The organism is Thermosediminibacter litoriperuensis (genome assembly GCF_008124715.1).
Taxonomy (GTDB): domain Bacteria; phylum Bacillota; class Thermosediminibacteria; order Thermosediminibacterales; family Thermosediminibacteraceae; genus Thermosediminibacter; species Thermosediminibacter litoriperuensis.
This window is the reverse complement of the sequence record NZ_VNHO01000013.1, coordinates 49,829-71,562: the sequence shown is the minus strand read 5'-3', so window position 1 is coordinate 71,562 and position 21,734 is coordinate 49,829. Positions and strand designations below refer to the sequence as shown.

Sequence of the window (21,734 nt, the reverse complement as noted above, 5' to 3'; positions counted from 1 at the left end):
AAACACCCAGCGTATTCAAGGACCTGGAAGGCTGGATGCGGAGGAGGCTGCGTATGTGCCTCTGGAAGCAGTGGAAGCGGGTACGGACAAGATACCGCGAGCTGCGTGCACTGGGGCTACCAGAGTGGGCAGTAAATGAACTCGCCAACGCTCGTAAAGGGCCGTGGCGGATGGCCCACGGGCCAATGAATAGAGCCCTGGGCAACGCCTACTGGCAAACCCAGGGCCTGCTGAGCTTAACCGAACGCTACCAAACTCTTCGTCAAGCTTGTTGAACCGCCGGATGCGGACCCGCATGTCCGGTGGTGTGAGAGGACGGGGGTTAGCCGCCCCCTCCTACTCTATAGTGCGTAAAGAATTCACAACACCATTTCAATTCCTAGTTTTCCTGGGGCAACTTTTATTTACAATTACCAATTCAAATTTTATAGTCTGAACGGTGAAGGACTCTTTGGATCACAAATTAATAGCCGCCTTATCTCACCACCGGCGTAAATAATCCAGGAGCAACGAAAAGGAATTGACCAACCCCCTGGCGAAATATCCCTCTGATATAGCCTGAGGTATATGAGTCGTGAGGAGTTCCACAAAGCATTTATGAGCGAATTAATAAAGGGGATCTTTTTGATAAGGGGGACAGCCCCCCCCCCATAACATACTTGGAGAAAACTCTTGTAAATAATAATACAAAAAGGAGGTGTACCTATTGGAATATTTTTATCTCCATACGCGTCAAAAAATGTTATTAAGATATCTGTTAACCCGAAAAGACTGGGTAAAAGGGCAAGATATCGCTGCAGTCCTAGGGGTAACCGACAGAACGGTGAGAAATGATATTGCATACATAAACTCTCTTACAAAAGATAGTGAAGAAATTATTACCTCAATGAAAAGGAAAGGTTACCGTATAAAAAATTGCGAAAAAGCAAGAGAAATATTAAAACTGGCCAGGGTTGATTCGCCTGACAATCCTGATGAAAGGATAAACTACATCCTGAAAAAGCTAATTTTTGAAAAAAAAGAATTAGACATTTACCAACTTGCGGATGAAATTATGGTAAGCGAATCAACTGTAGTCGGTGATTTGAGGCGTCTAAACAAGATAGTGAGTGCAAACAACAGAGATTTAATAGTTGTTAAAAAGTCCTCAAAAATTTTCCTCAAGGGGAGTGAAAAAGATAAGAGGAGTTTACTGAGCGAGCTGTTATTCAAAGAAACAAACGGCAGTTTCTTTGATGTATCAAAATATAAGAAATACTTCAAGGATGTAGATTTGGATTTAATTCAAAAACACCTGTTAGAAACAGTTAAAAAATACAATTTTTCCATAAACGAAATGGCTGTAGTAAATCTTTTAATTCATATTGCAATAACTGTAGATAGGATAAAGAATACAAACTTTCTTGATATCTCTACTAGTTGCAAAAATATGGTAAATACAGTGGAATATAAAATAGCAAAGGAATTATGTACAAAACTGGAAGATGAATTTCGGATTAAATTCCCGCCGGAGGAAGTATTATATGTTTCATACCTTATTCTAGGCAGGGAAAAAATACAATGCACCTGTACAAACCGCAATGAATTAAAAGATATCGTTGAACCATACTATATCTCCTTAACCGCGGCTTTGCTGAATTCAATAGCTACGGAATACGGCATAGATTTTACGCGTGATGATACTCTATTAATCGGTTTGTGTCTTCATTTAAAAATAATGTATTTCAGGATCAAAAGTGGAATGGTTCTAAGGAACCCTATACTGGAAGATTTAAAAAGACGATATCCTTTTATTTTTGAAATAGCCGTCTTTCTTTCGAGAGAATTTTGCAGGTTAACCGGTTTAAAAGTAAATGAAGATGAAATAGGTTTTATTGCCCTCCATCTTGGGGCTGCATTTGAGAGGTACACGGAAAACAAAAACTTCCCCAAAAGAGTAGCTATTGTTTGTCCGACAGGGTATACTACATCTAATATACTTCTTTCTAAAATTAATTCGATATATAAAGAAAAGATAAAAGTTCTAGGGGTTTTTTCATTCATGGAACTTGATTCGATTAAAAAAGATAACCCCGACTTTATATTCGCTACAGTACCGCTAGAACATGACCTTCCTATAAATACTATTATAATATCGCCCTTTCTTGATGAGAAGGACAAGAAATTGATTGATAATACTTTGAATCTCTATTGTGCAGAAAGTAAAACTGAAAGCTTACGCGGTGAAGCAGACAAGTTTTTCAAAGAAGAACTTTTTTATAAAAATCTTGTGTTTCAAAATGAATTTCAGGTTATTGATTTTATGGCAAAAGAGCTTTATGAAAAAGGTTATGTTCCCCAAAATTATCCTCAACTTGTTATAGAAAGAGAGAAGCTATCATCGACATCCTTCGATAATCTTGTAGCAATACCCCACCCAGTTCTTATGAGTGCCTATGAAACGGTGATTTCGGTTGCCATTCTAAACAAACCCGTTATGTGGGGGAAACACAAAGTACAGCTTGTCTTGATGTTTGCTATAAAGTCAGGGGACAGAAAAAAATTGGATGCTTTGTATAATCATATTATTGATGCTATTGACAGGCCTGGAGGAGTAAGCAGTTTGATAGAATCCCGGGATTTTTACGATTTTAAGTCAAGATTATTAAATTTAAACTATGAGAATGAATAAAAGGCTTCGCAGTTTTTGCGAAGTTTTTTGTTTGTAAATTTCCGTTTGATTAGGAAAAAACTTATTTGATGTATTTTTATTAATGGGCTTATAATGTGGGTGATTATATATTGCGGGAATTATGTTCAAAAGAAAAACTGGAAGGTGAATTGAATGGAATCAATAGAAGAAATAGCTTTTCGGATAATATCAGCGGCAGGAGATTCGTTATCGATGATGTTCGAAGCTATGAAACTTTCAAGAAACGGTAAATTTGAAGAAGCCGAAAAGTTGATGCAAAAGGCGGATGATTTTTTGTTACAAGCCCATAAAGTGCAGACAGAATTAATAGCAGAAGAATCCCGGGGAAATAGATCTGAATATTCTATTTTAATGGTACACGCTCAGGACCATATCATGAACGCCATGCTGGCAAAACCGCTTATAAGAGAAATTATAAATTTATATAAAAGGCTTGGCTGATTTTTATTTTTCCGAATCAAAGTGTCGAAAGGAAGATATGCATGAAATGGGCGATAATAGGTACTTGGCGAATGTGTCTTGAGGGCATAATTGCTGCGACAGAAATATTGAAACATGGCGGAGATGCAGGCGATGCTGTAGAGGAGGCCGTTAGAATCGTCGAGGACTTTCCACTGTACAAATCCGTGGGATACGGCGGCCTTCCCAATGAAAATTGTGAAGTCGAACTCGACGCGGCCTTTATGGACGGAGATACGCTGTCTTTTGGTGCGGTTGGAGGAATACGGGATTTTAAAAACCCGGTATCCATAGCCCGGAAATTGAGCCATGAAAAATTCAATATATTTCTTGTCGGAAGCGGAGCGGAGGAATACGCGCATAAAAACGGTTTCGAGAGAAAGAACATGTTAACGGAGAGGGCAAAGAAAACTTGGGAAAAAAGGGTCAAAGAAATTTATGAAAAAAACCTTAGCCCGTACGATGGGCATGACACAGTGGGTATTGTATGCCTTGACAAAAAAGGACATATGACCGCGGCCACGTCAACAAGTGGACTATTTATGAAAAAAAGAGGGAGGGTGGGAGATTCACCGATTTGCGGATCGGGGTTATATGTGGACAGTCAAATTGGCGGTGCAGCGGCAACGGGCCTTGGGGAGGATATAATGAAGGGATGCCTTTCATATGAGGCGGTTCGATTGATGGAAAGTGGGATAGATCCTCAGCAGGCTGCCGAGAAAGCGGTTTTCAACTTTAGTGAAAAACTGAAGCAAAGGAGCGGTAAAGCGGGAGCGATATCTCTCGTTTGTTTAAATAATAAAGGAGAATGGGGGGTTGGTACCAATGTAGAATTCTCTTTCGTCGTGGCAACCGGTGTCAGTATGCCGAAAGTATATCTGGCTCATCCCGAAAACGGTAAGGTTATCTTCGAAGAGGCGTCAGAGGAATGGCTTCAGGAGTATCAGAGAAAAATTACAAGGCCAGTATAATCTTCCCATAAAGATTAACTTAAATACTTTGCTGAAAGAGAGATACGAACTTTAATTATCAGGAAAGGAGAAAAGGGCATGAATAAGATTCAAGATTTCCTGGAAAACAAGTTTGCCCCTTTTGCCACAAAACTCGCAGGGCAGAGGCATCTTGCGGCCATCCGAGACGGCTTTATTTCATTCATGCCGTTCTTAATTATCGGTTCTCTGTTTATAATTATTCAGGATTTCCCCGCACCCGGATGGCAGGAACTGCAGGTAAAATTGTTTGGAGAGGAATTTAATCAATTCATTATTTTGCCCAAAAGGGTAACCTATGACATAATGTCACTTTATATTGTAGCATCCATATCATACAAGCTGGCACAATCATATAGAATTGACTCATTTTCCGCCGCCATGCTCGGTATCGCTTCCTTTATCCTTTTAACGCCTATTAAGACAACAATAGACATAAACGGCACCACTCATACTGTTTCAAGAGTAATAACCGTCGGTGGATGGTACGGGACTAACGGTATACTTGTAGCTATTATAACAGCCTTAGTTGTGACAGAGATGTTCAATTACTTTATAAAAAAGGGAATTATCATTAAAATGCCTGAAGGTGTACCTCCTGCCGTTTCAAGAGCTTTTTCTGCCCTTGTACCGGGTTTTGTTATAATAGATACCATGCTGCTGGTAAGATTGCTGTTTCTTCAAACGCCGTATCAGTACATTCATGATTTCATTTACAAGTTGGTATCTCTTCCCATGCAGTCAATGGTGGCCAACAACCTGTTAGGGGCCATTGGCACGGTCTTTTCTATAAGTCTACTTTGGTCCATAGGTCTTAATGGCGGCACTATAGTCAACGGGATCATGAGACCGTTCTGGGTACCGTTGCAGGATGCCAATCTCGCAGCAATTGAAGCGGGAAAACTCCCACCGAATATAATTACAGAGCAGTTTTTCGACATGATATGGATAGGCGGTGCTGGTGCAACCTTGGCAGTAGTCTTTTTACTTATGTTCAGAGCTAAATCTAAGCAGTATAGAGAGCTTGGAAAGATGTCCCTGGCGCCAGGGTTGTTTAATATAAACGAACCAATAATGTTCGGCTTGCCGGTAGTCTTGAACCCCATCGGGATTATACCGCTCATACTTGGACCAGTTGCCATTACAATAGTCAATTATGAGGCGATGGCGCTTAATCTTGTAGCAAGGCCCACCGGGGTTATTATACCGTGGACAACTCCTCCGATAATTCAGGGTTTCTTAATTACCGGACACATTTCCGGAGCTATTCTTCAAATTGTCGATATTCTGATTGTGATGTTAATATGGTGGCCGTTTATAGCGATAATGGATAAAAAAAGAGTAGCCGAAGAAAATGAAAAGGTCTATAATAAAGGTGAAAGTTTAAAATTGTGAGACAGGAGAATTGAATAATGATTGAAGTTATCGCCATGACTCCGGAAGATGCAAAACGCATTGAAGCCTGTGGAGCCGACAGAATAGAACTCGTTAGCGCCCTTACAGAAGGTGGATTGACACCGAGCTATGCAATGATAGATAAAGTGGTAAAGTCGGTAACAATCCCGGTGAATGTTATGATAAGGCCGCATTCGAAATCTTTTATATATACCCGGGAAGAAATCGAAATAATGAAGGAAGATATTCGAATAGCGAAAGAATTGGGAGCAAATGGAGTGGTAATCGGAGCTCTTAATGAAAAAAGAGAAATACACGAGGGTTTTATTGAAGAGTTGCTTAATTTATGCGATGGTCTAGATGTAACCTTCCATAGGGCTATAGATGAACTGGAGGACCCTATTAATGGAATCAGAATACTTTCGAGATATCCCCAAATTAAGACTGTTTTGACTTCTGGTGGGAAAGGAAGGATTGTCGAAAATATCCCGAAAATCAGGAAAATGATAAAAAACTCCGGTCATATAATTGTTATGGCCGGAGGAGGTTTAAACTTTGAAAACATAGGTCGGGTGGTTAAAGAAACGGGAGCAAAAGCGTTTCATTTTGGGACTGCTGTGCGGGATAATAGATCTCCTTTTGGTGAAATTAACGAACAAAGCCTTAAAGATATTGTTAAAATTGTTAGAGAAGAGGGCGACAATTTATGAAAATAGTATTGATCTGTTTTGCGGGAATGTCAACGAGTATGCTGGTGAACAGAATGAAAAAAGCTGCGGCTAATAGAAACATCAATGCCGATATTGTTGCATTATCTACTTCTGATATGTACGAAGAACTGGATAATGCGGATGTAATACTACTGGGACCGCAGGCAAGGTATGTTCTTGATGAAGTCAGAGAAATAGCAACTCCAAAGGGGATTCCTGTTGAGGTAATAAATTCTCAAATTTATGGGACAATGAACGGAGAAGCCGTACTGGATATGGCGTTGGAACTGGCAAAAATTAAATGAAAATTTATAAACATTTTCACATTATAAATTATGAGGTCATGGTTCGTTATTGAGCCATGATTTTTTTGTTATATCTACTTTAGACAGTCCGTATAATTGTGTAAAAAGGAAATTTTAAAAAAGTATTGAGCCCCCCTACCCCTCTGGTTAGAATTAAAGGTGGGCAAAACCAAAAACCTAACTGGAGGCAAGGTTATGATAAGCAATTAGACATGGCTATTTTACCTTGCATTAGAATCCTAATACGCTTAACAAGGGTCCGAAAGATGATATTATGTTCCTGGGGGAGATTTATTTTGGAAAACGGTATGGTTCTAAACCCCGACGGAAGTGCAAACGCCGAATTCGGCACCGAGCCGGATATCTTTGCGGAGTTAACTTATGAGGATTATTTAAAATATCTCGAATGGGAAAAAAACAATCCGGAAACAAAAGGCCTGGTTAACCCTTATGATACTGTGGTAAATAAGGTTTTAGAGATAATAAACCGAAGATTAACCGGATAATCGACAGGATACCGGGAAGAGAATTTAGCCCAAAGTATTTTCGTAAGATTTAATTGACTATTCTATAATTCTGATGTAAATTGTTGGCAGGTACTTATTATGTGGGGGAGGTATACCTGTGGTTGCTGTCACGTTTCACGGCCACGCATGCTTCACAATAAGTTCGTCTAAGTTCAATCTCATCATAGACCCGTGGCTGAAGGATAACCCTCTTTCCGATATAAAGCCCGAACAGGTGAAGGTGGACTACATACTCGTAACCCACGGCCACGGGGATCACCTAGGGGATGCGATAGAAATAGCAAAGGCCAATGATGCCACCATAATCGCTCCCTACGAGCTTGCAACTTACTGCCAGTCAAAAGGTGCGAAGGTCCACCCGATGCACATAGGCGGTGATTATACCTTTGATTTCGGCTGGCTGCAGCTCACACCGGCGATGCACGGTAAATTAAGATTTGCTACGCGTCTATCTCCCTCAGGGCGTAAGCCGTAACCACCGACGAAAACACCAGCACCGCCGTTATAACAAAAAGGTGCACGTAGGACAGAAATTGGATGATGACCCCACCCAGCAGCGGCAGGAACGTGGTGGGTGCTGTCAGGGTATTTAAGAGGCCTATGTAAAGGGGCCTTTTTTCTTCTGGAGCGATTTTTAATAGATAGTTGAAGATGCCTACCCAGACGCCGCTGTATGTGGCTCCTATGAGGGCGAATATCAGGACGTAAAGCGGTAGGAAGGGGAGATTCAACCTGTAAAGGAACAGGCTCAGCAGGGCTAAAACCGGCGGTATAACCGTAAGCTTTGCCGTCAGCAGCACCACTCTTCTGCTGCCGTAAAAATCGTTGATCCTGCCGAAAAAAACGCCGGCCAGAATGTAGCCCAGCATCTGGGCGGATACAAAAATACCGACACTGTCCTGGGGCAGCTTCAGGACCTCCCGGGCGAATATTACGTAAAACGGCAGAGGCATGAAAAAGAACCTGAGGAGAGTGTTTACCGTTATCAGGAGCCTGAAGTCGCCGTCTTTTTTGAAAACAACAGGGATTCCCATCAGGTATTTTGCGAGGCTTTCGCACTGGCGCGGCACTCCGTCTTCGGCTTCCTTCAGCCTTAAAAAAGAAAGGTAGGATACGGTAGCACAAATAAATCCCAGGAAAAATATGACAGAATAATCGTAGGGAAAGGAAAAGCGATCGCTGCTCAGGATGGCCTTTACCAGGAATCCTGCTGCAAAGGCCAGAATACCTCCCAGGAACTGGGTTTTGGTATAGTACGCTCCCCGCCGCTCCGGGGGTATGGACTTGGCGAAGAGGTCTATCCAGGGAACCCCGCTGATCCCGTCCGAGAACGCCATAACGATGAAAAGTGTATAGAAAAGGGCTAGGGCCAGCGAGGGATTTTTCGCAGCGATGAGGGTCGATAGCGCCATCATCCCGGCGGCAAGTCTCAATAGCCCCCCGGCAACAACCACAAGGGGTTTTTTCCGGGGTAACGCCTCGGCCCTTCGGGCCACCAGGAGCTGGGGAAGATACCAGCCGCAGGTCCTTATGGTGGTGGTGAGGCCGATGAGCACCGGCGAACTGGTGAGGTTGCTCACAAAGGATGCCACCACCGTTCCGGGTTCCAGAAAGCCGTTGAACGCCGCAAAAAAAATGGCGTCATAGCTAAGGGCGTTAAAATTGTTATAAAATTCCTTTTCCGACATTGTTCTTTCTTCCACTCTGAAAACCCCCATTTCCAGATTTTATGTTCGACATAAGACTGTTTATTCCTCTCTGCAGCAAAAATATTTTTGAGGGACCGGGAGGAATCGGGGGCCGAAGTATAGAATATATCAGATTATGAAAATATTTTTGAAATGCTTGCAAAGGAGTTTCCAGTATGCGGCTTTTCGATGCCAGGACCGTAAGGGACGCCCTGGACGCGCTCAAAAAGAGTTTGGGGAATATACCGGTGAAGTGCGAAGAAGTCCCCCTCCTCCCGGCATTGAACCGGGTGCTGGCCGAAGATGTGTATTCTTCCGAAGACATACCGGCCTTTGACCGCTCTACGGTGGACGGCTACGCCGTCATGGCCCGGGATACTTTTGGTGCAGGAGAATCCATACCGGCACTGCTGAAGGTGGTGGGAGAGATAAGGATGGGGGAACGGCCGGAGGTTTCCCTGAAACCCGGTCAGGCCATGAAGATTTCCACCGGAGGGATGCTGCCGGAGGGTTCCGATGCGGTCGTTATGCTTGAATATACACAACAGTTTGATGACGGCACCCTGGTTATAGAAAGACCTGTGGCACCGGGAGAAAACGTGATATTCAGGGGAGAGGACGTAAAAAAAGGTAGCCTCGTGCTGCCAAAGGGCCACACCCTCAGGCCTCAGGATCTGGCTGCCCTGGCCGGTATAGGGCGGCAAAAGTTGAAGGTGGCCGTTCCACCGGTGGTCGCCGTGATATCGACGGGGGATGAGATCAGACCTCCGGGTGAGAAGATCAAACCCGGTGAGATCCGCGATATGAACACATATTCCCTCGCGGCCCAGGTCCAGAAATGGGGAGGGATACCGCGCCCTTACGGCGTGGTTAGAGACGATTTTGATGAGCTCTGCAAGGTGATGGTGGAAGCCCTGGCGAACAGCGACATGGTGGTGCTTTCGGGCGGGAGCTCCGTAGGAACCCGGGATCTGACCGTAAAGGTTATAGAGAGTTTAGGCGAACCCGGCGTCGTGGTGCACGGCCTTGCGGTTAAACCCGGCAAGCCTACGATACTCGGCGCGGTCATGGGCAGGCCGGTGGTGGGGCTTCCGGGGCACCCGGTGTCGGCAATGGTCATCTTCGAGCTGGTGGTAAGGCCGCTTATCTTTGCGATGCTGGGAAGACCCGCAAATTACGGCGGAATCAAGGTCAGAGCCAGGATCGCCCGGAACATAGCCTCGGCCGCGGGCAGGGAGGATTTTATCCGGGTGAAACTGGAGGAAAGGGACGGGGAACTCTGGGCGAAACCAATTTTAGGGAAATCGGGCCTGATATCCACAATGGTCGAATCCGATGGCCTTGCCAGGATACCGCCTGAAAAGCTGGGCGTCGGTGAAGGGGAATATATCGAGGTGGAGTTGTACTGAGGGGGTTGAAATGCGTGAAGGAAAGAGACGTGTATTTAGATAACATGTCTTTACCGGAGGCTGTAGATAAATTTTTCGGGGACCTCGAGGAGTCGGGGGCCCTGCGGCTTACTGAAGACGAGGTAGTAAGCGTGAGGCAGGCCCTGGGCAGGGTTACCGCCGAACCGGTCTTCGCCAGAATTTCCTCCCCCCATTACAACGCTGCGGCCATGGATGGTATAGCCGTTTCAGCGAAAGATACCTTCGGCGCCGGTGAAAAGACCCCGGTTAGGTTGAAGGAAGGCGTGAATTTCTGGTACGTGGATACTGGAGACCCATTACCACCCGGGTGTGACGCGGTGATAATGATCGAAGAAGTCCATCCCCTGGGCGGCGGTGAGGTGGAGATAGTGGCGCCTTGTTCCCCCTGGGACAACGTGAGGGGCATCGGCGAGGACATAGCGGCTGCGGAACTGGTGGTCCCCGAAAACCACCGCCTGAGGCCCCAGGACCTAAGCGCCGTCCTGGCCGCCGGCCATACCGCTGTCAGGGTGAGAAAAAAACCCCGAGTGGCCGTTATACCCACCGGCACCGAGCTGGTAAACCCCGGCGAGTCCCTGAAGCCTGGTGACATAATTGAGTCCAATTCCGCCATGCTCTCGGGTCTCGTGGAGGAATGGGGCGGCGAGGCTCTGGTTCTGGAAAAGGCGGAAGATGATTTTGAATTGATAAAGCGGAGGATAGAGGAAGGCCTCGCCGTTGCCGACGTTGTCGTGATTAATGCGGGCTCTTCGGCGGGTTCGGAAGACTACACGGCAAAGTGCATCAGGACTATGGGCGAGCTCCTGGTGCACGGTGTCGCCATAAAGCCCGGAAAGCCGGTGGTCCTGGGCCGGATCGCCGGTAAGCCGGTGATAGGTATTCCCGGCTATCCGGTTTCAGCATATATTGCCATGGAGCTCTTTGCAAAACCCATCGTTCACCGGATGCAGGGCCTGCCCGTACCCGGCAGGCAGAAGATAAAAGCCAGGCTCTCCCGGCGGGTGGTTTCATCCATAGGAACCCTGGAATTTCTCAGGGTCAAGGTGGGGAGGATGGGCAGCGAGTTCATAGCTTCGCCCCTCTACCGGGGAGCAGGAGTTGTAATGTCGGTGGTGAGGGCCGACGGTATAGTGAGGATACCCGAGTCCAGGGAGGGTATAGAGTCGGGCGAGCCTGTTGAGGTCGAGCTTTTGAGAGATCGGGATGAGGTCGAAAACACCGTGCTCATGATCGGCAGCCATGACGTAACTATAGATTTGCTGGCCAACGAGCTGAAACGGCTTTACCCGGAAATCACTCTTTCTTCGGCCCACGTGGGAAGTATGGGCGGGATAATGGCCCTTATGCGGGGAGAGACCCATATGGCCGGCATTCACCTGCTGGACCCCGAAACCGGGGAGTACAACCTGCCCTACATCCGGAAATACCTGGCGGGCCGCAGGGTGGTGCTGGTGAACCTGGCCTACCGGCAGCAGGGACTCATTGTGGCTAGGGGTAACCCCAAGGGCATAAGGGGCATCGAGGACCTGGTTCGGGAAGATGTGACCTTTGTGAACCGCCAGAAAGGGGCCGGTACCAGGATACTGCTGGACCTGAAGCTCAAAGAGATGGGCATTGACCCCGGGTGCATCAGGGGTTACGGCAAGGAGGAATATACCCACCTGGCAGTGGCGGCTGCCGTGGCGGGGGGTATGGCCGACGCGGGACTGGGGATTCTGGCCGCCGCCAGGGCTATGGACCTCGACTTTATACCGGTGGCTCCGGAAAGGTTTGACATTGCCATATCTTACGAATTCTACCACATGGATTCCGTGCAGAAGGTGTTGAAAATCCTGAGGTCCGGTGAGTTCAAAAGGAAGATCGAATCCCTGGGCGGATACGACACGTCCAGAACCGGCGAATTGATTGGGGGCGATTGAGTGAAAGACCGGTTTGGAAGGGAAATAGACTATATTAGGGTTTCGGTTACCGACAGGTGCAACTTCAGGTGTATCTACTGCATGCCGGAAGGAGGAGTCGTGCCGAAGACCTGCGCCGACATACTGCGTTTTGAAGAGATTGCCCGTTTTTTAAAGGCGATAGTACCTCTTGGGATATCCACAGTCAGGATTACCGGCGGCGAGCCTCTGGTGAGAAGGGGCATAGTGGATTTTGTGCGCATGGTCCGGCGCATCCCGGGAGTAAAAGACATAGCCATGACTACCAACGGTTCCCTGCTTGCCGGGATTGCGGCGGATTTGAAGAGGGCCGGGCTGGATAGGGTTAACATCAGTCTTGACAGTCTGAAGCCCGAAAGGTTCAGGCGAATGACCAGGAATGGCGACCTGAAAAGCGTGCTGAACGGCATTGACGCCGCTCTGGAGAACGGCCTGGAGCCCGTAAAGATTAACTGCGTCGTGATAAAAGGGTTCAACGACGATGAAATCATGGATTTTGCAGACCTTACAAGGGAGCGAAACCTGACGGTCCGGTTCATAGAGCTCATGCCCATCGGTGAATCCGAAAAAGCGCGGATGGACTTTGTACCCGCCGACCGCATGAGCCGGGTCATAGGCGGGGAACTGGAACCGGTCGAGTATCCGGGGGAAGGAGCGGGGCCGGCCGTTTACTACAGGCTGCCCGGAGCCAAAGGGTATATAGGGTTTATCGCCCCCATGACCGGGCATTTCTGTTCGCAATGTAACCGCGTCAGGCTGACCTCTGACGGAAAGCTGAAAGTGTGTCTCGACTCCGAAGAAGAATTCGACGTAAAGGCGGCGCTGCGGGGCGGCGCCTGCGACGAGGAGCTGAGGAGGATCTTTACCGGCGCGCTAATGAAAAAGCCAGAAGGCCACAGGATGAACGTGGTCCGTTTCGGAAAACCCGGAAGGACCATGTGCCAGATAGGGGGATGAAAATGGAGTTTACCCATTTCGACGGGCGGGGCAGGGCCCGGATGGTGGATGTGAGCGGAAAGGGCGATACAGTGCGCACCGCTGTGGCGAGAGGGTATGTATTCATGAAACCTGAAACCCTCAGCATGATAAAGGAGGGGAGGATAAAAAAGGGCGATGTGCTGGCCGTAGCACAGGTGGCGGGGATAATGGCGGCAAAGAAGACGCCGGAAATCATCCCCATGTGCCATAACATAACTCTTGCAGGCGTCGACATGGATTTTCGCATCATAGATGACAGGAACGCTGTGGCCGTGGAGGCCCGGGTTAAATGTACCGGTAAGACGGGCGTCGAGATGGAGGCCCTTACGGCGGTCTCGGCGGCCTGCCTCACCATATACGATATGTGCAAGGCTGTAGACAGAGATATGGTTATTAAAAACATCCAGCTCATCGAAAAGAGCGGAGGTACAAGCGGGGACTTCAGGAGGGAGGAAGAGGTGCCGTGGGAAAAGTAGTGGCCGTTTGCGTGAGCGGGAAAAAGGGAGAGAAAAAGCGCGATGTGGGGAAAGCCAGGCTGATAGAAGGATTCGGCATAGAGGGTGACGCCCACGCCGGTGCATGGCACCGGCAGGTGAGTCTCCTAGCTGTGGAGAGCATAGATAAAATGCGCAGGAAGGGGCTTTCGGTAGGGCACGGGGATTTTGCCGAGAACATCACCACTGAAGGCGTAGACCTCTGCAGCCTGCCGGTAGGCACCAGGCTCAGGATAAACGATGTCGTGCTGGAAGTAACCCAGATCGGCAAGGAGTGCCATGAAAGGTGCGCCATTTATCACCAGGCCGGAGACTGCATAATGCCGAAAGAAGGCATTTTCGCCCGGGTACTCCGGGGCGGCGTGGTTTCTGCTGGGGATGAGATCGAGGTGGTGCCCGTGATCAGGGTGGGAATACTGACCGCCAGCGACAGGGGAGCCAGGGGCGAGAGGGAGGACCTGAGCGGCAGGGTGATAGAGGAAGTGATGGAGGCCGTGAACGGAAGGGTCGAGGAATACGTTATGGTGCCCGACGACCTGGAAGCGATAAAAAATTCCCTTCTGGTGATGTGCGAAAAGGGGCTGGACCTCGTTCTGACGACCGGCGGGACTGGACTTTCCCCGCGGGACAACACGCCGGAAGCTACCCTGGCCGTCGTAGAAAAACAGGTCCCCGGCATACCGGAGGCCATGAGGCAAAAAAGTCTTGAGAAGACGCCGAACGCCATGCTTTCCAGGGCCGTGGCCGGCATCCGCGGCAGAACCCTTATCATAAACCTGCCGGGGAGCCCCAAGGCCGTCAGGGAAAACCTCGAAGTGGCGCTGCCGGCACTCCCCCACGCCATTGAGCTCCTCAGAGGTCGGGTGAGGGACTGCGGCAGGATAGATAAGCAGCCGGTGATTTGAAGGCAAGCATACCGCCGGGACGAATTTGGCCCGGTGGTTTTTTTGGATGCGGAATGGCATTCGATGCATATTTTTCCAAATGCCGGATAAAATATTGAAATGGTGGACAGTAAAAAGATTACTGGTGAATTTACGAGAATTAAGCAAAAAAAATCAAATATCCCGCATAGAGGAAAAAATTTAACGGATTTGGGCGGCGGCGTGAAATTGATTTTAAAAAATCATTAGGATATGATATAAATTGCCATTAGCACTCACTTAAGAAGAGTGCTAATAATAATATTACACAATTAAAAATATAATTAAAAGGAGGGTTAACATGAACATCAGGCCATTGGGTGATCGCATAGTCATCAAGGTTCTGGAAAAAGAGGAAAAGACAAAAGGCGGCATAGTTCTTCCCGACACGGCTAAGGAAAAACCCCAGAAAGGCGAAGTAATAGCTGTGGGAACCGGCGAGATCATCGACGGCAAAAAAGTTCCCCTGGAAGTTAAGGTTGGAGACAAAATAATATTCTCAAAATACGCCGGAACCGAAGTCAAATTGGACGATGAAGAGTACCTTATCCTCAGGCAGAGCGATGTTCTGGCTATTATAGAGTAAAAGTCCGAAGGAGGTATGTGAGATGGCAAAACAGATCAAATTCAACGAAGACGCCCGCAGAGCCCTTTTAAAGGGTATCGATAAGCTGGCCAATACCGTTAAGGTAACGCTTGGCCCCAAAGGCCGCAACGTGGTTCTCGACAAGAAATTCGGCACACCCACCATCACCAACGACGGCGTCACCATTGCAAGGGAAATCGAGCTTGAAGATCCCTTCGAGAACATGGGAGCCCAGCTGATAAAGGAAGTGGCCACGAAGACCCAGGACGTGGCCGGCGACGGCACCACGACCGCTACACTGCTGGCCCAGGCCATAATACATGAAGGAATGAAGAACGTTGTGGCCGGAGCCAATCCGATGCTCATCAAGAAGGGTATCGAGAAAGCTGTAAAAGCTGTTGTTGAAGAACTGAAAACCTTCAGCAAACCCGTCGAGACCAAAGAAGCTATAGCCCAGGTCGCTTCCATATCCGCTGCCGACGAAGAGATCGGAAACCTCATTGCCGAGGCTATGGAAAAGGTCGGCAAAGACGGCGTAATCACCGTCGAGGAATCCAAGACCATGGGAACCACCCTTGAAGTAGTTGAGGGTATGGAATTCGACAGAGGGTACATATCCCCCTACATGGTAACCGACGCCGAAAAAATGGAAGCCGTTCTGGATGATCCTTACATTCTGATTACCGATAAGAAACTCTCCAATATCCAGGACCTCCTGCCCATTCTTGAAAAAGTTGTACAGGCCGGAGCCAAACTCCTGATCATCGCCGAAGATGTAGAAGGTGAAGCCCTTGCCACGCTGGTGGTTAACAAGCTGCGCGGCACGCTGCTGTCCGTAGCCGTAAAGGCACCCGGATTCGGCGATCGCAGGAAGGCCATGCTCCAGGATATCGCTATCCTGACCGGAGGCCAGGTAATTTCCGAAGAGCTGGGCATCGACATCAAGACCGTCACCATGGATATGCTGGGCAGGGCAAGACAGGTCAAGGTCAATAAGGAGAAGACCATCATCGTCGATGGCGCCGGCAGCAAGGAAGAAATCAAGAAGCGCATCAACTCCATCAAAGCCCAGATCGAAGAGACGACCTCCGATTTCGACAGGGAGAAACTTCAGGAGCGCCTTGCCAAGCTGGCCGGCGGCGTAGCCGTAATCAAAGTAGGTGCCGCCACCGAGACCGAGCTCAAGGAGAAGAAGCACCGCATCGAGGACGCCCTCTCCGCCACCAAAGCTGCCGTTGAAGAGGGTATCGTACCCGGCGGTGGAACCGCCTTCATCAACGCGCTGCCCGCTCTTGACAAGCTTAGCGTGGAAGGCGACGAGAAGATCGGCGTGGACATCATCAGGAGGGCCCTTGAGGAACCCGTAAGGCAGATCGCCTATAACGCCGGTCTGGACGGTTCCGTGATCGTCGAGAAGCTGAAGGGCATGGAGAAGGGCATCGGTTTCGACGCCCTGCGCGAGGAGTTCGGCGACATGATCAAGAAGGGTATCGTGGATCCGACCAAGGTAACCCGCTCCACGCTGCAGAACGCGGCCAGCGTTGCATCCATGGTGCTCACCACCGAGGCGGTGGTCGCCGAGATCCCCGAAAAAGAAAAGAATCAGCCCATGCCCAACCCCGACATGTATTAATAGAAAAAAATCCCGCCGATAAAAATTATCTAAACTCAAAAAGAGGCAAGCCACATAAATGAAGGCTTGCCTCTTAGTTTATATATAAACTGTGTATAACTTTGCGGGTAATTCGATTCGTAAAATAAGAAGATAGGGAACCAATTTAACTTCGTATTATGCACCAATTGTTAATTATCCCTTTTTTCCTCCCAAAGTCGTGTGCGTTCTTCAAAACTCACTTCTTTGTGTATTTGATGCAGCATCCATTGATAGCCGAAAGGGTCAATAAATATGGCATTTGACACTCCGTAATCAGGCATTTCAGTCACCGGTTGCACCTCAGTACAGCCCGCACTGATCGCCTTTGAAAATGTTTCCTTGATGTCAGGGACAAGGATGTTAAACCAAATCGTTTTAGGTTCATCCGGGTTTGGCGCTTTCAACCCGAATTTTGGGTTTTCATCCAACATGTGAAAGCGTACTCCGTATAGGGTAAAAATGACTTCATTTTCACCTTTGGGAAAATCTGTAACCTCAACACGCTCGATATCAAATATTTTTTCGTATAATTCCAATGCTTTCAGGCTGTCTGTGACAACCATATCGATTTCTACTCCAACCACTATAGACACACTCCTTTTATAGATTCATAAATAATCTCTACTTCGCTTTTTCCTGCTGTTGCCTAACAATAACCTCCGCTATTTATTCATAGAACTCCTTAGGGTATACTACAACTCCCGAAACACCATCAAGGCTTCCACTCTCAAGTTCTAATGCCATAAATGATTCATCAGGCACATCAAAGGGAGCCTTTATACCCCATATACTTGCAGGTTTAAATCCAAAACGGGGATAATACTTACTATGGCCAAGAACAATCACCGACTTAAAGCCGAGTCTTTTTGCAATTTTCAGGCTTTCAACGATTAATGCACTGCCAACGCCCTTATTCTGATACTGAGGCAAAACTGAAACCGGGGCTAATGCTAATGATTCATATTCTCTTTCACTATTTTTAATAATTACTTTTGTCAGCATAATATGTCCTACAATTTCCCCGTCAAGTTCTGCTACAAGAGAAAGTTCCGGTATAAATGCATCGCTATTTCTCAATTTTGCAACTAAAAGATGTTCTTTATGGTCACTATACACTGCATCATTAAAGGCTTCTTTTACAATAAATTCTGATACCTTATAATCCTTTTCGGTTTCTTGTCTTATAGTTATATTCATATCAAAATATCTCCTTTCCGAGTTCAATTATAACACTGCTGCTGGGGAATAAGTCATTTTTTTGTGAGGTAATCCTCTTTGCATTATGAATTTGAATTAATTATTTCAACCTTCTATTTTGCTATTCTGTCACGATATACAAGCAAAGTAATTGCATTTAATATAATGGTAACGATAAGAAGAACTGATGCAACAAACGTCACATTATCCGTTATATCCATAAGAGCAGACCAATCCGTAATCTTAACCAGATGATAATTATATAAAATCTGGAAATATAACGAAACAGCACAAGCACTGATGCTTGACGATTATCATTATATACCTTTATCTTAATCTTCGCCATATCTAATTCAATTTTTTTGATTTTACTTGAATTCATCTTGAAAGTTCGTCTTCGATGTTATATAGTTAATATAAAGAACACTCGTTCGTATTTATTAATTACAAAAATCCGTCATAAAAACGGAAATACGGTGCATATAAGTTTAACGTAGGTGGGTTTTGTCCACTTTCATAAGGAACACGATCAGGGGGTAAAAATTTATGAATTCGGTCGTATTTGAAGTAAGGCGGAGGTTGGCCAAGGCTCCCAGACCTGCGTTTGTGGCGGCGCTGTTGAGGGACGACGGCACGGTTATCGACATCGTACCGGCGGTGGATAATAAATCTATCGAGGCGGCGGCCGGAAGGAGAAGGGCTAGGAAGGCAGTCATAGTCGCGTTTCTGGAAAATGTGTCGCAGGAAAAACTGAGGGAAATAGTTTTGAGGTATAACGGCCTGATGCTGGAAACCGAATTTTACGCCATCGTCCAGGACCGGCCGACGTACTATACCGTAGCCCGGCTTAAAAAGAAAGCAGGATAATGGATTGTCGGATTTTTAAAAAAATATTTGAATATATGACAACCCCTTTACCGTTTGTGTTATAATAAAACCGAGGGGGTTTTCTCAATGGCGCTGGATGATTTGGAAAAGGCCAAAAAAGAAGTTACCGCTTCGGGTTCAGGGGAAGAAGCCAGGATTACCGAAATAGGCTATTTTTATCTGGCGCAGCAGATCAACACATTAATGCAGATACATAACGAATTTCGTAACAATGCGGATCTACGCTTTGACAGCTTAAGACAGGAAATAAAACAACAGATTGATGGTATCAAGCAAGAGCTCAAGGGTGAAATGGATTCGGTAAAGCAGCAGAATGGTGGTATGAGGCAAGAGTTAAAGGGTGAAATAGATTCGGTAAAGCAGCAAATTGATGGTTTCAGGCAAGCATTAGTAGGTGAAATAAATTCAGTGAAAACTGAGATAAATTCGGTTAAGTCTGATACAAGATCGCTTAAAGATGAAATAAATGAACTCAAAAAAGAATTCAATAGTTTAAGATATTGGTTTATAGGTTCTGTTATAGGTATTCTGGGCATACTAGTTGCTATAATCGGTATCATAGTAAAAATTGGATAAGCCTCTAAAAAGGGGCTTATTTTTTGCACAAAAAAAGTTATATATTGGAGGTTTCAGTAGTGCAGCAGATATCCGGAAGGATACTGGTGGTGGAGGATGAGGATTCCATCCGCCGCTTTATTGTCATAAACTTAAAGAGGAACGGCTATGAAGTGATTGAGGCGGCTTCCGGTGAAGAAGCTGTGAAAAAAGCCCTGGAAGAGAAGCCCGATATCACGGTACTTGATGTAATGCTCCCGGGTATGGACGGTTTTGAAGTGTGCCGCCTCCTGCGGGAAAAATTGCCGGATATGGCCGTCGTCATGCTGACGGCCCGGGGGCAGGACATGGACAGGATTATGGGCCTGGAACTGGGGGCCGATGATTATGTGGTAAAGCCCTTCAATCCCCTGGAGCTTACGGCCAGGATCCGGGCGGTGCTGCGCCGGATTCGTAGGGGTGGTTGGGAAGATGAGAAAATTTCCTCGGGGCCGTTTGTGTTGGACCTGAAAGGGCACAGGGTTTTAAAAAAGGGTGAAGAGCTGGACCTTACCCCCAGGGAATTTAACCTGATGGCGCTTTTTATGAAAAATCCCGGAAAGGCCTTCAGCAGGGATGAAATTTTGAATGCGGTCTGGGGTGCGGATTATGTGGGGGATCCCAAGACAGTGGATGTGCATATCAGGAGGCTAAGGGAAAAGGTAGAAGATAACCCCGGAAGGCCCGAATATATCGAGACGGTATGGGGTATGGGTTACCGCTGGAGGGAAAAGTAATTGGAGGGGATTAGAGCAAGACTTTTGAAGAGTTTTCTTGCGGTCATCTTACTGACGGTTATAATTTTCGAAATTATACTAATAATATCCGTCAGACAGTATTATTTCGGCAATGTGGAAGAAGTACTGTCAAAACAGGCGGAAGTCTCGGCAAATTTCTACCGGCAATATCTGGCGCGGGATGGTGTCCTTGAAAAGAACGCCAATGCTCTGCTGGAAAGCTTTTCGGCCCCTACCGCCGCCCAGGTGCAGATCATTGACCGGGAAGCAAGGCTGCTGGCCGATTCGGCAGGAGAGGAATTGGGTGGAATTGTGAATTTTTCCGATGTTAAAAAGGCTCTGGAGGGGTTGCCGTCGAAATGGTGGGGGAGGATGCGCGGTACCGGAGAAAGGGTGCTGGCGGTTTCTTATCCCCTGAAATCCGGCGATAATGTGGTTGGGGTTGTGCGGTTTGTGACTTCTCTGGAGGGCGTAAATGATGTGGTAGGCAAAATCGCCGTTATCCTAATTTCAATAGGTTTGGCGGCGGTGATTATATCCGTTTTTGCCGCAGTCGTACTGTCACAAACCATCGTAAAGCCTCTGAATGAGATAACCCGTGTGGCGGAAGAGATGGCAAAGGGCAAATTTACGGCAAGAGCTCCCAAAAGATACAATGATGAGATAGGCAGGCTGGCAGTTACCCTGAATTTCATGGCACAGGAAATAATGCGGCAGGAGGAACTCAAAAATGAATTCATAGCATCAGTATCCCATGAACTCCGCACGCCGCTTACTGCTATTAAAGGATGGACAATCACGCTGCTTTCAGCCGCCCGGGGAATTTTGCCATCAGGAGGCAATGCTGTTTGGGAAAACGAAAAATTACCCGAAAACGCCGGCGTTCCGGACCGAGGAGTTTACCTCAATTTGGATGAGTTAATAGAAGGCCTAGGAATTATAACGAGAGAGAGCGAAAGGCTTTCGGAGCTGGTGGAGGAACTCCTTGATTTTTCAAGGTTTGAGGCCGGGGCCATCAAGCTGAATTTAGATAAGGTCGTGCTTTCGGATACGCTCGACTATATAAAAACCCAGATGATGCCGAGGGCCCGGCGGCAGGCTGTAGAATTTGAAGTATACGCGGAAGAAGGACTTCCGGAGATACCGGCGGACGAAAACCGCATAAAACAGGTACTCATAAATCTGCTGGACAACGCCTTCAAATTCACCCAGGCCGGCGACACGGTCCGGGTCAGAGCTGAAAGCGACAATGTCAGTGTCAGAATAACCGTGGAGGACACCGGTTGCGGCATACCGCCGGAAGACCTCCCCCACGTCACCAAAAAATTTTATAAGGCAAAGAGCAAACAGCCGGGCAGCGGACTCGGGCTCGCCATCTGTGACGAGATTGTCAGGCTTCACGGAGGGCGCATGGAAATAACCAGCGCGCCCGGAAAGGGAACCCGGGTCGAGGTTATATTGCCCGTTTAACTTTTTTGTAACCATTTTTAACCTCTTAATAACCCTTTTTTTTGCTAGCAATGGTTATACTTATTATTGCAGTGGGGAAGT

General features: G+C 47.1%; 23 protein-coding genes. 20 read left to right on the top strand and 3 right to left on the bottom strand.

The window, feature by feature from the left end; genetic code table 11:
* The 9 genes from LZ11_RS13025 to LZ11_RS07120 form a co-directional block, all read left to right on the top strand.
* Positions 1–275 (top strand): group II intron maturase-specific domain-containing protein (locus tag LZ11_RS13025; protein ID WP_342782606.1); only part of this gene is annotated, 275 nt, incomplete at its 5' end.
* 431 nt (positions 276–706) lie between these two features.
* On the top strand, positions 707–2,671 hold the full coding sequence (locus LZ11_RS07155) for a BglG family transcription antiterminator (protein ID WP_148867219.1): 1,965 nt from the start codon (positions 707–709) through the stop codon (positions 2,669–2,671).
* 153 nt (positions 2,672–2,824) lie between these two features.
* Positions 2,825–3,133, top strand: coding sequence for a PTS lactose/cellobiose transporter subunit IIA (locus tag LZ11_RS07150; RefSeq protein ID WP_148867218.1), 309 nt, complete (start codon positions 2,825–2,827; stop codon positions 3,131–3,133).
* Between the two features lie 41 nt (positions 3,134–3,174).
* Positions 3,175–4,122 (top strand): glycosylasparaginase, encoded by a 948-nt coding sequence (locus LZ11_RS07145; RefSeq protein WP_148867217.1) that lies wholly within the window; start codon positions 3,175–3,177, stop codon positions 4,120–4,122.
* 78 nt (positions 4,123–4,200) lie between these two features.
* The gene (locus tag LZ11_RS07140; protein ID WP_148867216.1) at positions 4,201–5,535 is read left to right on the top strand and encodes a PTS sugar transporter subunit IIC; all 1,335 of its coding nucleotides are present in this window, start codon (positions 4,201–4,203) and stop codon (positions 5,533–5,535) included.
* A gap of 17 nt (positions 5,536–5,552) precedes the next feature.
* Positions 5,553–6,245 carry a copper homeostasis protein CutC gene (locus tag LZ11_RS07135; RefSeq protein ID WP_148867215.1) on the top strand — a complete coding sequence of 231 codons (693 nt, stop codon included), beginning with the start codon at positions 5,553–5,555 and terminating at the stop codon, positions 6,243–6,245.
* Entirely contained in the window at positions 6,242–6,550 is a 309-nt protein-coding gene (locus LZ11_RS07130; RefSeq protein ID WP_148867214.1) for a PTS sugar transporter subunit IIB, read from the top strand. The genes LZ11_RS07135 and LZ11_RS07130 overlap by 4 nt, the downstream gene beginning before the upstream one ends.
* Before the next feature lie 296 nt (positions 6,551–6,846).
* Positions 6,847–7,056 carry a hypothetical protein gene (locus LZ11_RS07125; RefSeq protein WP_148867213.1) on the top strand — a complete coding sequence of 70 codons (210 nt, stop codon included), beginning with the start codon at positions 6,847–6,849 and terminating at the stop codon, positions 7,054–7,056.
* Positions 7,057–7,174: 118 nt separating this feature from the next.
* The gene (locus LZ11_RS07120; protein WP_246110745.1) at positions 7,175–7,552 is read left to right on the top strand and encodes an MBL fold metallo-hydrolase; all 378 of its coding nucleotides are present in this window, start codon (positions 7,175–7,177) and stop codon (positions 7,550–7,552) included.
* Here LZ11_RS07120 and LZ11_RS07115 read toward each other — a convergent pair.
* Entirely contained in the window at positions 7,518–8,780 is a 1,263-nt protein-coding gene (locus LZ11_RS07115; RefSeq protein WP_170240320.1) for an MFS transporter, read from the bottom strand. The genes LZ11_RS07120 and LZ11_RS07115 overlap by 35 nt on opposite strands.
* 161 nt (positions 8,781–8,941) lie before the next feature.
* Between LZ11_RS07115 and LZ11_RS07110 the strand changes: the two genes are divergently transcribed.
* The 7 genes from LZ11_RS07110 to groL all read left to right on the top strand — a co-directional run bounded on the left by LZ11_RS07110 (position 8,942) and on the right by groL (position 16,746).
* Positions 8,942–10,174, top strand: a complete 1,233-nt coding sequence (locus tag LZ11_RS07110) for a molybdopterin molybdotransferase MoeA (RefSeq protein ID WP_148867211.1) — start codon at positions 8,942–8,944, stop codon at positions 10,172–10,174.
* A gap of 14 nt (positions 10,175–10,188) precedes the next feature.
* Complete coding sequence (locus LZ11_RS07105) at positions 10,189–12,114, top strand: molybdopterin biosynthesis protein (RefSeq protein ID WP_148867210.1); 1,926 nt, start codon at positions 10,189–10,191, stop codon at positions 12,112–12,114.
* Positions 12,115–13,089, top strand: coding sequence for a GTP 3',8-cyclase MoaA (gene moaA, locus LZ11_RS07100; RefSeq protein ID WP_148867209.1), 975 nt, complete (start codon positions 12,115–12,117; stop codon positions 13,087–13,089). It abuts the gene before it with no gap.
* A 2-nt stretch (positions 13,090–13,091) separates the two neighbouring features.
* The gene (gene moaC, locus LZ11_RS07095) at positions 13,092–13,586 is read left to right on the top strand and encodes a cyclic pyranopterin monophosphate synthase MoaC (protein ID WP_148867208.1); all 495 of its coding nucleotides are present in this window, start codon (positions 13,092–13,094) and stop codon (positions 13,584–13,586) included.
* Positions 13,574–14,509 (top strand): MOSC domain-containing protein, encoded by a 936-nt coding sequence (locus LZ11_RS07090; RefSeq protein ID WP_148867207.1) that lies wholly within the window; start codon positions 13,574–13,576, stop codon positions 14,507–14,509. The genes moaC and LZ11_RS07090 overlap by 13 nt, the downstream gene beginning before the upstream one ends.
* A gap of 319 nt (positions 14,510–14,828) precedes the next feature.
* A complete protein-coding gene (groES, locus tag LZ11_RS07085; protein WP_148867206.1) occupies positions 14,829–15,113 on the top strand; it encodes a co-chaperone GroES in 285 nt (94 codons plus the stop codon).
* A gap of 22 nt (positions 15,114–15,135) precedes the next feature.
* Entirely contained in the window at positions 15,136–16,746 is a 1,611-nt protein-coding gene (gene groL, locus LZ11_RS07080; protein WP_148867205.1) for a chaperonin GroEL, read from the top strand.
* A 170-nt stretch (positions 16,747–16,916) separates the two neighbouring features.
* Here groL and LZ11_RS07075 read toward each other — a convergent pair whose 3' ends face one another.
* Together LZ11_RS07075 and LZ11_RS07070 are read right to left on the bottom strand one after the other, a co-directional pair.
* Positions 16,917–17,351 carry a VOC family protein gene (locus tag LZ11_RS07075; RefSeq protein ID WP_148867204.1) on the bottom strand — a complete coding sequence of 145 codons (435 nt, stop codon included), beginning with the start codon at positions 17,349–17,351 and terminating at the stop codon, positions 16,917–16,919.
* 82 nt (positions 17,352–17,433) lie between these two features.
* The gene (locus tag LZ11_RS07070) at positions 17,434–17,964 is read right to left on the bottom strand and encodes a GNAT family N-acetyltransferase (RefSeq protein WP_148867203.1); all 531 of its coding nucleotides are present in this window, start codon (positions 17,962–17,964) and stop codon (positions 17,434–17,436) included.
* 546 nt (positions 17,965–18,510) lie between these two features.
* On the opposite strand from LZ11_RS07070, the gene LZ11_RS07060 reads away from it, so the two are divergent.
* The 4 genes from LZ11_RS07060 (at position 18,511) to LZ11_RS07045 (ending at position 21,653) form a co-directional block, all read left to right on the top strand.
* Complete coding sequence (locus tag LZ11_RS07060) at positions 18,511–18,831, top strand: hypothetical protein (protein WP_148867202.1); 321 nt, start codon at positions 18,511–18,513, stop codon at positions 18,829–18,831.
* 87 nt (positions 18,832–18,918) lie between these two features.
* Positions 18,919–19,428: a hypothetical protein gene (locus LZ11_RS07055; RefSeq protein WP_148867201.1), complete on the top strand. Its 510-nt coding sequence runs from the start codon at positions 18,919–18,921 to the stop codon at positions 19,426–19,428.
* 59 nt (positions 19,429–19,487) lie between these two features.
* Positions 19,488–20,183, top strand: coding sequence for a response regulator transcription factor (locus tag LZ11_RS07050; protein WP_148867200.1), 696 nt, complete (start codon positions 19,488–19,490; stop codon positions 20,181–20,183).
* Positions 20,184–21,653 (top strand): sensor histidine kinase, encoded by a 1,470-nt coding sequence (locus LZ11_RS07045; RefSeq protein WP_148867199.1) that lies wholly within the window; start codon positions 20,184–20,186, stop codon positions 21,651–21,653. It abuts the gene before it with no gap.
* The last annotated feature ends 81 nt before the right edge of the window (positions 21,654–21,734 follow it).